Here is a 14,823-nt window from a genome sequence, read left to right on the forward strand (position 1 = left end):
GGGATAAACATGTCAAAAGCAGTTTTGGACATCCAAGATAAACCAACAACAGGACAACTTATTACTCTTAGTTTCCAACATATGTTTGCAATGTTCGGATCAACGATTTTAGTACCGCAACTTGTAGGGTTAAGTCCTTCCATTGCATTACTAACAAGCGGGATTGCAACAATCGTATTTTTATTAATAACTCAATTTAAAGTTCCAGCTTATTTAGGTTCATCCTTTGCTTTCATTACACCGATTTTAATAGCAGCCGGTGGTATAGAAAACGGAGAAAGTGTTCATCCGGGTAATGCCATGATTGGAGCTATGGCGGTTGGGATTGTATACGGAATCGTTTCACTGCTAATTTGGAAAACAGGTTATAAATGGCTCATGCGTTTATTACCACCAATTGTAGTAGCGCCAGTAATTATCGTAATCGGTCTTGGTTTAGCAGGAACAGCAGTTGATATGGCGATGAACGTTAATGAAGAATATAGTTTCCTACACTTTACTGCAGCTTTGGTTACTTTATTCGCTGCGATTATCTTTAATGTATATTTCAAAAATATTTTAAGTACGATGCCAATTCTCCTTGGGTTAATCGTTGGCTACATATATTCAACCATCATCGGTATTGTAGACTTTACACCGGTAAAAGATGCAAAACTTTTTCAAGTTCCAGACTTCTTAATTCCAGGTGTACATTATGACTTCAATGTTACATCACCGATTTTACTTGCAATGGTACCAATTGTTATTGTAACGATTTCAGAACATATCGGTCACCAATTAGTTTTAGGTAAAGTTGTCAATCGAAATTATATAAAAGAACCTGGTTTGCATAGATCTTTACTAGGTGATGGATTAGGAACATTTATTAGTGCCTTTCTAGGCGGTCCACCGAAAACGACATATGGTGAAAACATTGGTGTGCTTGCAATAACAAGAGTCTTTTCCGTGTATGTCATTTTAGGTGCAGCGGTATTAGCAATACTGTTCTCCTTCTTCGGTAAAGCAATGGCATTAGTACAAACGATTCCTACAGCAGTACTTGGTGGAATTTCCATTTTGTTATTCGGTATTATCGCTTCTAGTGGGTTACGAATGCTTGTTGAAAACAAAATTGATTTCGGAAATAACCGAAATATGGTCATTGCCTCTGTCATTTTAGTAGTAGGAATTGGAGGAGCGGCTCTAAGATTTAATGAATCCTTTGCCATTGAAGGGATGGCGTTGGCTGCAATTGTAGGGGTTATATTAAACCTTGTTTTACCGGGAAGAGAAAAAGAAGTGAATAATTTAGAAGAATAAAGATACCTTTTAATGAATTGTCCAGAGAGGCAAAGAAGGGGAATAGACAGACCTAGGTACGTTGTTTAACGTAGCCTTAGCTTGTCATACCTCCTAAGCCTCGCAAACGATTGCGAGGCCTTTTTATTAAGTGTATTTGGAGGAAAAGACAATGAAAAATTTACTTTCAATGGAACATTTATCAAATGAAGATGTTATGGCGATTATTGAACGGGCAGCTCAATTTGAAGCAGGGGAGCCTAGTAAATTAGCGAAATCTTACAACGTAGCAAATCTTTTCTTCGAACCAAGTACAAGAACGAAAACAAGTTTTGAAATGGCTGAAAGAAAAGTAGGATGTACGGTCATTCCGTTTGATGCAGGCTTTTCAAGTGCTCTAAAGGGAGAAACGATGTATGACACTGTGAAAACGCTAGAGATGATTGGGTTGGATGCTGTTGTTATACGAGCAAAAGAAGATGAATACTACAACGAATTACTTGAAGGAATTGAAGTGGCTGTCATAAATGCAGGGGACGGAGCAGGGCAACATCCTTCTCAAAGTCTATTAGATTTATATACGATTTATAAGGAATTCGGATCCTTTGAAGGATTAAATGTAACGATTGTCGGTGATATTTCCCATAGTCGTGTAGCAAGGTCCAACGCAACCTCCTTAAAACGGTTAGGAGTCAATGTTCGGTTTTTATGTCCGCCGGAGTGGGCAGGAGAATTTGAAGCCCACCACTCATGGGATGGCCTTTTAGAAGATAGTGATGTCATTATGCTACTGCGAATTCAACATGAACGACATTTAATCAATAAAAGCTTTTCAAAGGAAAGCTACCACGAGCAATACGGTTTGACCTTTGAACGGGAAGGGAAGATGAAGCAAAATGCAATCATTATGCACCCGGCACCTGTTAATCGGGATGTAGAAATTGTTTCTGAATTAGTCGAATGTCATCGCTCTAGAATATTTGATCAAGTAAGAAATGGCGTTTATGTGAGAATGGCGATTTTAGAAATGATTCTGAAAGGAAGATAAACATGACGAAATTTATACTAAATATCAAAATGCTAAATGACCAAAGTGAACTAGTGGATACAACAATAACGATTGAAAATGGAAAAATTTTAGCCATTGGTGGAAAACAACCAATTAATGCTGAAGTGATCGATGGAAATGGCCATCTGCTAGCGCCTGGCTTTGTCGATGTTCATGTCCATTTACGTGAACCTGGATTTGAGCATAAAGAAACAATCGAAACAGGTACAGCCTCCGCTGCAAAGGGTGGGTTTACGACAATATGTGCGATGCCGAATACGAAACCAGTGCCCGATTCGGTTGAAAATTTAGAACTCATTAATCACTTAATTAAAGAAAATGCAAAAGTTCGTGTTCTTCCTTACGGTTCTTTAACAGTTGCCCAGTCTGGCGATGCCAGAACGAATTTAGCGGAATTAAAAGCCCACGGTGCCGTAGCCTTTTCGGATGATGGAGTCGGTGTTCAACTCGCTTCTACTATGTATGAACAAATGCAAGATGCAGCGAAGCTTGACATGGTAGTTGTTGCCCACTGTGAAGATAATTCCTTAATTTATGACGGAGTAATGCACGAAGGAAAACGCAACAAAGAGCTTGGCTTACCAGGGATTCCTTCCATCTGTGAATCAGTACAAATTGCCCGCGATGTCCTTTTAGCAGAAGCAGCTGGAGCAAGATATCATGTATGTCACGTTTCAACAAAGGAATCTGTGCGGGCTGTAAGGGATGCAAAACGTGCTGGCATTCGAGTGACAGCTGAAGTTTGTCCTCATCATTTATTATTAGAAGAAATGGATATTCCGAGTGACGATGCGAATTGGAAAATGAACCCACCGTTACGAGCAAAGGATGATCAAGATTCCTTACATCAAGCATTACTTGATGGCACAATTGACTGTATCGCTACAGATCATGCACCTCATACAGTTGAAGAAAAATGCTGTGGGATGGTAGGAGCACCCTTTGGAATTGTTGGTTTTGAAACAGCCTTTCCCCTTTTATATACCCAATTTGTAGAGACGGGGAAATGGACGTTAAAACAATTAATCGATTGGATGACTGTAAAACCTGCTGAAATTTTTAACCTTCCATACGGAAAAATTGAAGTAGGTGGTTCGGCTGACTTGATTTTAATCGATTTGCAAAAAGAACAAACAATCAACGCAGAAGAGTTCGCATCAAAAGGGCGCAATACGCCATTTAACGGTTGGACTGCAAAAGGATGGCCAGTATTAACAATGGTAGAAGGCAACATCGTCTATGAGGAGGCAAAATAATGAAAAAACGACTATTGATTTTAGAAGATGGAACAGTTTTTAATGGGGAAGCTTTCGGAAGTGATAAAGCATCTCGAGGGGAAGTGGTTTTTACGACAGGGATGACTGGATATCAAGAAACTTTATCAGATCCGTCGTTCTATGGACAAATCGTTACATTTACTTACCCATTAATCGGCAACTACGGAATTAACCGTGATGACTTTGAATCAATTACGCCGGCTATTAAAGGGATGGTTTGTAGAGAGTTGGCAAAGGAACCTTCCAACTTCCGTAGTGATTTATCATTAAACGATTACTTACTATCACAGGACATTCCTGGAATTGAAGGAATCGATACACGAAAATTAACTCGCATTATCCGATCTAAAGGTGCAGTAAAAGCAATGTTAACTGCTGCAGATGAAGACGTAAATGTAGAGGAAATTGTGAATACGTTAAAAGCAACGCCTCTTATGACGAACCATGTGAAAGAAGTGTCACCAAAAGCGGCATATCCAAGTCCAGGTAGAGGAAAACGGGTCGTGTTGATGGATTTCGGCATGAAACATGGAATTTTACGTGAATTAAATAAAAGGGATTGTGACGTTTTAGTTGTCCCTTATAACACGTCCGCAGAACAAATTTTAGCTTGGCATCCAGATGGAATTATGCTTTCTAACGGACCTGGGGACCCAGCAGATGTTACGGAAGGGATTGAAACAATCTGTCGATTAATCGGAAAAGTGCCAATTTTCGGTATTTGTTTAGGTCACCAACTATTTGCTCTAGCTTGTGGTGCAAAAAGTTTCAAATTACCATTCGGACACCGTGGAGCGAATCACCCAGTAAAAGACTTACGTACTGGACGTACAGAGTTAACGTCTCAAAACCACGGATATGCCATCGATGAAAATTCTTTAGAAGGAACGGATTTAGAAGTAACCCATGTCGCTTTAAATGATGGAACAGTAGAAGGGTTACGCCATAAAAAATATCCGGTGTTTACCGTACAATATCACCCAGAAGCCTCACCGGGGCCAGAGGATTCAAATCATTTATTTGATGAGTTTATTGAATTAATGGAAGCCTATGCAGGGAAGGAGAAACAACATGCCTAAACGTACAGATATAGAAACTATTTTAGTAATCGGATCAGGTCCTATCATTATTGGGCAAGCAGCAGAATTTGACTACGCAGGAACACAAGCTTGTCTTTCATTAAAAGAGGAAGGCTACCGTGTAATTTTAATTAATTCGAACCCTGCAACCATCATGACGGATACGCAAATTGCGGACAAAGTTTATCTTGAACCAATCTCTTTAGAATTTGTTTCTCGAATTTTACGTAAGGAACGTCCAGATGCCATCCTACCTACCCTTGGCGGTCAAACAGGGTTAAATATGGCGATTGAATTAAACAACTCGGGTATTTTAGATGAGTTAGGAATCGAGATTTTAGGAACAAAACTTGATGCGATTCATAAAGCGGAAGACCGAGACCAATTCCGTAACTTAATGTATGAGCTTGGTGCACCTGTACCGGAATCAGATATTATTCATAACTTACAGGAAGCAAAGAACTTTGTTGAAAAAATCGGTTACCCAGTAATCGTTCGCCCTGCCTTTACCCTAGGAGGAACAGGGGGAGGTATTTGTCATAACGATCAAGAATTAGAGGAAATCGTAACGAGCGGTTTAAAATATAGCCCAGTAACTCAATGTTTACTTGAAAAATCGATTGCTGGTTACAAAGAAATTGAATACGAAGTAATGCGTGATTCTATCGATAATGCGATTGTTGTATGTAACATGGAGAACTTCGACCCAGTGGGCATCCATACAGGGGATTCCATCGTTGTGGCTCCTTCCCAAACGTTATCGGATCGCGAATATCAAATGTTGCGTAACATTTCATTGGACATTATTCGTGCGCTAAAAATTGAAGGTGGATGTAACGTTCAATTAGCCCTTGATCCAAATAGTTTTAATTACTATGTTATTGAAGTAAATCCAAGGGTATCTCGTTCGTCAGCATTAGCGTCAAAAGCAACGGGTTATCCAATTGCGAAACTCGCAGCTAAAATTGCAGTAGGTTTAACTTTAGATGAAATTATTAACCCTGTAACAGGTTCAACTTACGCAGACTTCGAACCCGCCCTTGACTATATCGTAGCTAAAATTCCACGTTGGCCTTTTGACAAATTTGAATCTGCAAAACGTAATTTAGGAACGCAAATGAAGGCGACTGGAGAAGTAATGGCATTAGGACGTACGTTTGAAGAAGCGATTTTAAAAGCGGTACGTTCTTTAGAAACGGGTCAAGTCCATATCGAATTAAAACATGCAGACGACAATTCGGATAACTGGATTGAAAAACGTATACGTAAAGCTGGAGATGAACGTCTATTCTTCATAGCTGAAGCCCTTCGTCGTGGGGTAACGATTGAACAAATCCATGAATGGTCCCAAATTGACTTATGGTTCTTAAATAAACTTCAAAACATTATACAAATGGAATCAACTTTAACAGAAAACGTAAATAATCCTGTCGTTTTACGCCAAGCTAAACGTATGGGCTTTGCTGATAAGAAAATTGCGGAACTTTGGCAAACAACGGAAAAGGAACTTTACGAATATAGAAAAGAACAAGGAATCATTCCAGTTTATAAAATGGTGGATACTTGTGCAGCGGAATTTGAATCAACAACACCATACTTCTACGGAACTTATGAAGATGAAAACGAATCAATCGTAACGGATAAACCGTCTGTTGTTGTATTAGGTTCTGGTCCGATTCGAATCGGTCAAGGGGTTGAGTTTGACTATGCAACTGTACACTCCGTATGGGCAATCCAAGAAGCAGGTTATGAAGCGATTATTATTAACTCGAACCCTGAAACAGTTTCAACAGACTTTTCAATTTCAGATAAGCTGTACTTTGAACCACTAACAATTGAAGATGTTATGCATATTATTGATTTAGAAAAACCAATTGGAGTAGTAGTTCAATTTGGTGGTCAAACGGCAATTAACTTAGCAAATAAACTAGCTGAAAATGGTGTGAACATTTTAGGTACTAGTTTAGAGGCGATTGATCGCGCGGAAAATCGTGATAAATTTGAACAAGCTTTACACGAACTAGGTATTCCACAGCCAGCAGGGGAAACGGCAGTATCTACAGAAGAAGCACTAGAAATCGGTAAAAAACTTGGCTTCCCAGTTTTAGTTCGCCCTTCTTACGTACTTGGTGGGCGTGCAATGGAAATTGTTTATAATGAACAGGAATTGAAGCATTACATGGAAAATGCTGTAGAAGCATCTCCGGATCATCCTGTATTAGTTGACCGCTATTTAACTGGTCAAGAGTTAGAAGTAGATGCCATTTGCGATGGAGAGAACGTATTAATTCCAGGTATTATGGAACACGTTGAACGAGCAGGGGTTCACTCTGGTGATTCAATTTCGGTTTATCCGCCGCAAAAATTAACAGAAGAACAAAAAGCTACTTTAGTTGATTACACGACTCGATTAGCAAAAGGGTTAAACATTGTAGGATTAATGAACATTCAATACGTTCTTTCAAAAGGAGAAATTTACGTAATTGAAGTAAACCCACGTTCAAGTCGTACTGTACCATTCTTAAGTAAAATTACAAACATACCGATGGCTAACATTGCAACTAAGGCAATTCTTGGTCAATCGATAATAGAACAGGGTTATACAACTGGCCTTGCTAAAGAGCAAAAAGGCGTTTTCGTAAAAGTACCGGTATTTAGTTTTGCAAAACTTCGCCGTGTAGACATTACGTTAGGACCTGAAATGAAATCAACAGGGGAAGTAATGGGGAAAGATGCTACCTTTGAAAAAGCATTATATAAAGGTTTTGTAGCATCCGGTATGGAAATTAAAAGCCACGGAACGGTTTTATTTACAGTTTCCGATAAAGATAAAGAAGAGGCAATTGGCTTAGCTAAACGTTTTAACACAGTTGGCTATCGAATTATGGCAACTGAAGGTACTGCACGCAGTTTTGCAGAAGCTGGTATTCAAGTCGATGTAGTAGGAAAAATCGGTTCTAAGGAAAAAACATTGTTAGATGTCATTCAAAACGGTGAAGCTCAACTAGTAGTGAATACATTAACAAAAGGGAAACAACCTGCTCGTGACGGCTTCCGTATTCGACGTGAATCCGTTGAAAATGGGGTTGCATGTTTAACATCCTTAGATACAGCTGAAGCTATGTTAGAAGTAATCGAATCGATGACATTTACGGCAGAAGAAATGCCAAAAGCGGAGGTATTTCATTAATGATTCAACAAGAGCGAATGATCGTCGTTCGTCAAAGTGAAATTGCTCATCATATTTTTGAACTAACTTTACAAGGACAAATTGTTCAGGACATGAATCCTGGACAATTTGTCCATATTCGAGTGTCAGAAACCTTTGAGCCACTTCTTCGACGACCTATAAGTATTGCAAATATTGATAAAGAAACAGGAGAAGTAACGCTCATCTATCGTGCAGAAGGGAGAGGAACAAACCTCCTATCTCAAAGGCAAGTTGGCGATGAAGTTGACGTTCTCGGTCCTTTAGGTAATGGTTTTTCCGTGGAAACAGCTCCAGAAGGTGGAACAGCTTTACTAGTTGGTGGTGGAATTGGTGTACCACCGTTATATGAACTATCTAAACAGTTAAATGCACGAGGTATTCGAACGATCCACGTCTTCGGCTTTGCAACGGAAGAAGTGACTTTTTATGAAGAACAGTTTTCAACTTTAGGCGATACCCATTTCGTTACAGTGGACGGAACGAAGGGAACGAAAGGTTTTGTAACAGATTTACTAGAGGAGTTAAAACCTGAATTTGATGTTTTCTATGCTTGTGGTCCAATGCCGATGCTTAGAGCATTAGAACAATTTTATCCGGATAAACAAGGATATCTTTCCTTTGAAGAACGGATGGGTTGTGGTATAGGTGCTTGTTTTGCATGTGTTTGTAAAACGACTGATAGTGCGGATAAAGATTATGTGAAAGTATGTTCAGATGGACCGGTATTCCCGAAAGGAGTTGTACAACTATGAGACATTTAACGATTCAACTCCCAGGTTTAGAATTAAAAAATCCAATCATGCCTGCTTCTGGTTGTTTTGGTTTTGGTAAAGAATATGGTGGGCTATATGATCTCTCTAAACTAGGAGCCATTATGATTAAAGCAACTACGGTGGAAACGCGTTTAGGAAATCCGACTCCACGGGTTGCTGAAACACCTGCTGGGATGCTAAATGCGATTGGATTACAAAATCCAGGTTTAGAAAAGGTAATGGCAAATGAACTTCCATGGCTAGAGCGTTTTGACGTACCGATTATTGCGAACGTTGCTGGTACAACTACGGAAGACTATGTAGAAGTGGCAAAAAAAATATCAACTGCTCCAAATGTGAAAGCTTTAGAACTAAATATTTCTTGTCCAAATGTAAAGCATGGTGGGATAACTTTCGGAACAGATCCAGTTGTTGCCCGAGAACTAGTCGAAGCTGTAAAAGCAGCTTCGACTGTACCTGTTTATGTAAAACTTTCACCAAATGTAACAGACATTGTTGAAATTGCAAAAGCCGTTGAAGCTGGTGGGGCAGACGGTATTACAATGATCAATACGTTAATTGGTATGCGACTCGATGAACGAACAGGGAAACCGGTCATTGCGAATGGAACTGGCGGACTATCTGGACCTGCTGTAAAACCCATTGCCATTCGTATGGTATACGATGTGTACAAGGCGGTTTCGATTCCGATAATTGGAATGGGTGGTGTTTCTTGTGCCCAAGACGTCATTGATTTTATGTCGGCAGGAGCTTCTGCTGTTGCAGTTGGCACAGCAAACTTTGTCGATCCATTTGTGTGCCCGAATATTATTGATGCATTACCTGCTAAATTAGAAGAACTTGGTGTGAAACATATTAAAGAAATCATCGGAAGGAGCCACCGATAAATGAATAACAAACCAATTATTGCTTTAGATTTTCCTGGAGAGCATGAAGTATTTCATTTTTTGCAACACTTTCAAGAGCCGTTGTTCGTTAAAATTGGGATGGAACTTTATTTACAGGAAGGCCCTGACATTGTTCGAAAAGTGAAGGAACAGGGCCATGATATTTTTCTAGATTTAAAGCTTCATGATATTCCGAATACGGTTAAATCGGCAATGAAAGGGTTAGCTCATTTAGGAGTAGATCTTGTTAATGTTCATGCTGCCGGAGGTATTCAGATGATGGAAGCGGCATTGGAAGGTTTGGAAGCAGGTACTCCAGTTGGCAAAAAAAGAGCAAAATTAATTGCAGTAACCCAGCTTACCTCCACAACGGAAGAACAAATGAAAAGCGAACAACAAATTCATTTATCTCTATTAGAATCAGTATTGCATTACGCAAAAATAGCTAAACAAGCACAACTTGATGGCGTTGTATGTTCAGTTCATGAAGCAAAAATGATTGCGAACGAATGTGGAGAAGAATTTTTACGTGTAACGCCTGGCATTCGTTTAGCTGGTGGAGATGTTCATGATCAAAAACGGATTGCGACACCAGATGGAGCTCGCGCGGATGGATCATCTCTTATCGTTGTTGGCCGAGCTATAACGGGCTCGAGGGATCCACTTGCTGCATATAAAGAAGTTTGTTCATTATGGGAGGGAAACTAAATGTCAGTACAAAAGGAAATTGCAAAAGGTATGTTAAAGGTTGGAGCAGTTGAATTAAATCCAACAGAATTATTTACATGGGCGTCAGGTATTAAATCACCAATTTATTGTGATACACGATTAACCATTTCAGATGTCTCTGTACGTAAACAAATTGCTCGAGGTCTTGCAGAAAACATAAAAAAACATTTTGGTGAAACAGAAGTTGTTGCTGGTACAGCTACTGCTGGGATTCCACATGCAGCATGGGTTTCAGACCTTTTAGAGTTGCCAATGGTATATGTTCGTTCAAAAGCAAAGGAACATGGTCGAGGTAATCAAATTGAAGGGAAAATTCAACCTGGTCAAAAGGTTGTTGTAGTGGAGGATATTATTTCTACTGGCGGTTCATCCATTACTGCAGTCGAAGCATTACGTGCCGCTGGTTGTGAAGTTGTTGGTGTCGTATGTGTATATACATATAATTTACCTCACGCAGAACAGGCTTTTGAGGAAATAGGAGTGAAGTATGTTTCATTAACAAACTTTGATTATCTTGTGGAAGCTGCATCAGAAACGGGAATAATTGAAGGGAACGATATTCCTTTCTTACAAGATTGGCATAGTAAACTAAAGGCAGGAGAACTTAAATAAAGTAAGCTACTCTCTTATAAAACTTTTTATAGATAAAAGCCTATAATGGATGATACCATCATAGGCTTTTTCGGTTTTAAGTTTATTTATTTTTTCCCTTGCCAGGTTTCCCACTCTTTTTAATTTGAATCGTTTTCGTTGTTACATTTCCTGCTAAATCTTCTACTTCAAAAATGAACTCATTATTTCCATTTACTAATGGAAGTTCTACTTCCACTTGTTCTTCAAAACCTTTCATTTCGTATGGTTCTGATAACTCGTGTAAGAATTTTTCGTCTCCATTTACCGTTAATCGAACTTCATCAAAATTGTCTTTTAAAGTAACTGGAACTACAATCACACTTTCTTTTGTGTTTTTAGGAATTTTTCCAAAAGAAATTGTTGGGAATTGTGTATCAACGAAAACTTTACGAGAGATTTGCATTTCATTTGAGAATTCATCAATTGCTTTGACACGAATGTCTTGGAAACCATCTTCAAGATTTAAAGTATGAGAGAATTGAACACCATCGAATGATGCTTCTTCATCGTTCACCGTAACTGAAGTGATTTTTGAATCATCTTCAATTGTTCCATTCACTTCGATTTCGTTCGTGTTAAATATATCAAAGTAATTTGGACTTTCAATATAAATAACAGGAGGTGTTGTTTCTTCATTACTATTTAGTTGGAAGTCATAGGTTTGAGCATTTCGTGCAACGTCTACTAATTGTACCGAAATTTTATCTTTATTCGTTAATTCTCCACTAATTGTAAATGTTGATGTAGTTAGAGGAAGAGTTTCTGAAACAGCTTCTCCATTTACATATACTTGCCAGTATTCTGCACCTGTTCCACCTTTATTATCGGTAGGATTTGAGACAACAACTGTCTTAGTTGAAGCATCGAAAGTTACTTTAGCGCTAGGGGCTGCCGTATCGACCTTAACAGGGAATTCAATGGATTGCCATTGTGCTCCTTCATAATCGATAACCCCACTTACACGAATAATATAGTCTCCATCTTTAGCGATTGCATTATTAATTTTCCCATCCCAACCATAGTTCGTATTATAAGTGTATGGGTTGTCAGATGTATAATGTTTCGTTAAGTTGTTAGCAGTTCTTAAAGTACGTAAAACTTTCCCGTTCATATCGACAACTTCCACTTTCAATTGCTTCGCATTACGGAATAAAGAAAAGACAGGAATTGCTTGATCACGAATACCATCTCCATTTGGAGAGAAACCAAATCGAGAAGAATCAAATTGTTCGCCTGCTCCTGTAATGAAGGAACCTTGTTCATCTGCTAAAGCAGTATAACCCCAATAAGTTAAATTGTCCCAAGCAAAGTAATCAAAGATTCTTGCATCATCCCAACCGCCGTTAAATCCAAAGAATGGGACAGTTAATGGTACATTATTTGTTACTTCTTCATTTGGATCAATTAATCGAACGAAACCATCAACAAAGAAGCCGTTAGAATAAATGGAACGAATCTCTTCTGGTAAATTGGAAACGTCAACTGATACAGTAATTTCCTTTGTACCATTTGCAGGAATTGTAACCGATTCTGGAGTATTGATATCTGCATCTTCATCCGTAAGAACATATTGACCATATGTGTTTGGAACCGTTACATATAATCCATCACCGGCATTAACAGGCATGTCGATTTGAAGTTGTGTTTCAACATTATATGTTTTTTCCTCATTTGAGAAGTTTTCAGCAACTAAAGTAAAGGTAAATTGGTCATTTTCAATTTCCTTTAAAGCAACTTTTGCTTCTCCCGTTTCTGAATTTGTTACAATAACATCCGTTGATAGAGCATTTGCAAGTTGCATTAATCCAGCCCCTTGTCGACGTGGTGAAACATACTCACCTGGAGTTGTTTCCATTGGAAGAGCTGTATTCATTAATAAATTCTTCGCTATTTGAACTCTATCCGCACCAGTTGCATCAAATTCTTGGTCTACCCTTTCTAAAACAAGGGCACTACCACCCGCTACATGAGGTGCCGCCATAGAAGTTCCGCTCATTAATCCATACTTATCATCATTTAATGTTGAGAAGATATTTCCACCTGGAGCTGTAATTTCCGGTTTGAAATCTAAGTTAGGCGTTGGACCCCAAGAAGTAAAACTACTTAATTGTCCTGCGCTCGGATTTTGTGTTTCAATAAAGTTTCCATCGAAGGAGACTGTCACACTTTGATTGTTATCTAAAGCAGCTTTTAATGATTCTCCATCCACTTTTACAATGGACATGAATGGAATCGTAATACCAGGGTCAGTTGCCATATTAATTGTACCTTCAGTATTGTTGTAAATAATGGCTGCTACTGCACCTGCAGCTTGAGCATTCAGTCCCTTTTCAACAAACGCATTAGAACCACGGGAAATTAAAGCGACTTTTCCTGTGAAATCTTTTCCTTCAAAATCAGCAGCTGTTCCGAAACCAGCATCCATGACTTCTACTGGTCCGCTAAATGTTTCAATTGGGTTGGCGTCATTTGCTAATAAATAAAGGGCTTCTCCTGATGGCGCTCCATCGACTTGATAAGAAAAACTATATGCAGTAATCATCGAATTTTCAACGGAAGCAACGCTGATTGAGTCATAGGATATACCCGGCGATCCTGTCACACCGTAGTCTTGGTTTTCAGCATAAGGATAAAAATATCCAGAGCCATACATATCCGAGTTTCCTGAAGAAATCGAAACGATAATACCATTTTCTGTAGCTCTAGATACGGCTTGTTGTTCCGGGCTAGATTCATCTACATATCCCGCAGGAGAACCTAGTGACATGTTTAAAACGTCGGCATTTAACTTGATGGCATCATCAATTGCCTTTATATAAATATCACCATAAGTGGATGAAAAGTTTGGATCATTTCCGAATACTTTTAAAGCTAAAAGTTGCGCTTCAGGAGCTACTCCTTTAATACCACCGTCTTCTTCATCTCCATTGGCTGCAACTGTACCACCAACATGCATACCATGCATCGATGCACCTGGACCTAAATCTAAAATTTCATCATTACCGTCCATATAGTTATATCCAAAAGGAACTTTTGTCGTATAATATTGACCATTTTTAATGGATCCATCTGATCGCAGAGCATTTACTTCTTCTTCAGTTAGTTCGGCTGTACTTTCATCAGATAAAACCATGTCTTTATGGCTCGGATCGATACCAGTATCAATAATACCGACAACCATACCTTCACCTTCAAAACCGTATTCATTCCATGCGCGTTGAGCTTGAACTAATTCCTTCGAATGAATCATATCCGGTTTTACTTCTGGTCGTTCATATTCAGTAGATTCATAGACAGCTTTAACACCAGATGTAGCTGCGATTTTTTCAACATATTTTGCTTCTACTTCTGCTGAGAATCCATTAAATACAACTGAAAAGTTTTCAATATATTTGACGGAAGGCACTTGTTTTTTTAATGTATCTTGAACACTTTCTTGTTCTTCCGTAACGGCAGTTTCAATGGATTCTTTTTCTGACCGTTTTAATTGCTTATATAAAACGCCTTTTTTTGTTGCTTTTTCAATAGCAGGCTCCCCGTCAAGTTCAACGACGATTCGAACTTTTTTGTCGGGGTTTTTTGGATTTGCTAGAGATTTTGAGATGTTTGGTTCATTTTTTTCTTGTTGAATGGTAGGCAAGTTTTTTAAACTTTTTGCGCTCGTACTGTTCACGCCGAACAGTGGTGTACTGAATGCCAAAAAGAAAGCAATTGCCACAAGTACTATTTTTCTAAGTTTCATAAATCCACTCCTCTTAGTATTCTATTAGTCTGAAAAAATAGAATAAATATAATATTTAGTCAACTTTTTCTAATTTTAATAATATATGATAATAGATTGGGAATACATTACAAAATAGTTACTTTTAAATCGAAATTTGTAGTTT

General features: G+C 38.6%; 10 protein-coding genes. 9 read left to right on the plus strand and 1 reads right to left on the minus strand.

The window, feature by feature from the left end; genetic code table 11:
• The first annotated feature begins 9 nt into the window (after nucleotides 1-9).
• The 9 genes from MHH69_RS05330 to pyrE all read left to right on the plus strand — a co-directional run bounded on the left by MHH69_RS05330 (nucleotide 10) and on the right by pyrE (nucleotide 10,915).
• Nucleotides 10-1,299: a solute carrier family 23 protein gene (locus MHH69_RS05330; protein ID WP_122970291.1), complete on the plus strand. Its 1,290-nt coding sequence runs from the start codon at nucleotides 10-12 to the stop codon at nucleotides 1,297-1,299.
• A gap of 151 nt (nucleotides 1,300-1,450) precedes the next feature.
• Entirely contained in the window at nucleotides 1,451-2,326 is an 876-nt protein-coding gene (locus MHH69_RS05335; RefSeq protein ID WP_122970292.1) for an aspartate carbamoyltransferase catalytic subunit, read from the plus strand.
• Nucleotides 2,327-2,328: 2 nt separating this feature from the next.
• Nucleotides 2,329-3,603: a dihydroorotase gene (locus tag MHH69_RS05340; RefSeq protein ID WP_341361860.1), complete on the plus strand. Its 1,275-nt coding sequence runs from the start codon at nucleotides 2,329-2,331 to the stop codon at nucleotides 3,601-3,603.
• Nucleotides 3,603-4,703 carry a carbamoyl phosphate synthase small subunit gene (locus MHH69_RS05345; protein ID WP_122970294.1) on the plus strand — a complete coding sequence of 367 codons (1,101 nt, stop codon included), beginning with the start codon at nucleotides 3,603-3,605 and terminating at the stop codon, nucleotides 4,701-4,703. Before MHH69_RS05340 ends, MHH69_RS05345 begins: the two co-directional genes overlap by 1 nt.
• On the plus strand, nucleotides 4,696-7,893 hold the full coding sequence (gene carB, locus MHH69_RS05350) for a carbamoyl-phosphate synthase large subunit (protein WP_122970295.1): 3,198 nt from the start codon (nucleotides 4,696-4,698) through the stop codon (nucleotides 7,891-7,893). Before MHH69_RS05345 ends, carB begins: the two co-directional genes overlap by 8 nt.
• Nucleotides 7,893-8,666, plus strand: a complete 774-nt coding sequence (locus tag MHH69_RS05355) for a dihydroorotate dehydrogenase electron transfer subunit (RefSeq protein ID WP_341361861.1) — start codon at nucleotides 7,893-7,895, stop codon at nucleotides 8,664-8,666. Before carB ends, MHH69_RS05355 begins: the two co-directional genes overlap by 1 nt.
• Entirely contained in the window at nucleotides 8,663-9,574 is a 912-nt protein-coding gene (locus MHH69_RS05360) for a dihydroorotate dehydrogenase (RefSeq protein ID WP_122970297.1), read from the plus strand. The genes MHH69_RS05355 and MHH69_RS05360 overlap by 4 nt, the downstream gene beginning before the upstream one ends.
• Entirely contained in the window at nucleotides 9,575-10,282 is a 708-nt protein-coding gene (gene pyrF, locus MHH69_RS05365) for an orotidine-5'-phosphate decarboxylase (RefSeq protein ID WP_122970298.1), read from the plus strand.
• Entirely contained in the window at nucleotides 10,283-10,915 is a 633-nt protein-coding gene (pyrE, locus tag MHH69_RS05370) for an orotate phosphoribosyltransferase (protein WP_122970299.1), read from the plus strand. It abuts the gene before it with no gap.
• Nucleotides 10,916-10,997: 82 nt separating this feature from the next.
• Here the strand turns inward: pyrE and MHH69_RS05375 are convergent, their stop codons facing one another.
• Nucleotides 10,998-14,678 carry a S8 family serine peptidase gene (locus tag MHH69_RS05375; RefSeq protein ID WP_341361862.1) on the minus strand — a complete coding sequence of 1,227 codons (3,681 nt, stop codon included), beginning with the start codon at nucleotides 14,676-14,678 and terminating at the stop codon, nucleotides 10,998-11,000.
• Between the last annotated feature and the right edge of the window lie 145 nt (nucleotides 14,679-14,823).

The sequence above is a fragment of the Ureibacillus sp. FSL E2-3493 genome, assembly GCF_038077515.1.
Taxonomy (GTDB): domain Bacteria; phylum Bacillota; class Bacilli; order Bacillales_A; family Planococcaceae; genus Ureibacillus; species Ureibacillus halotolerans.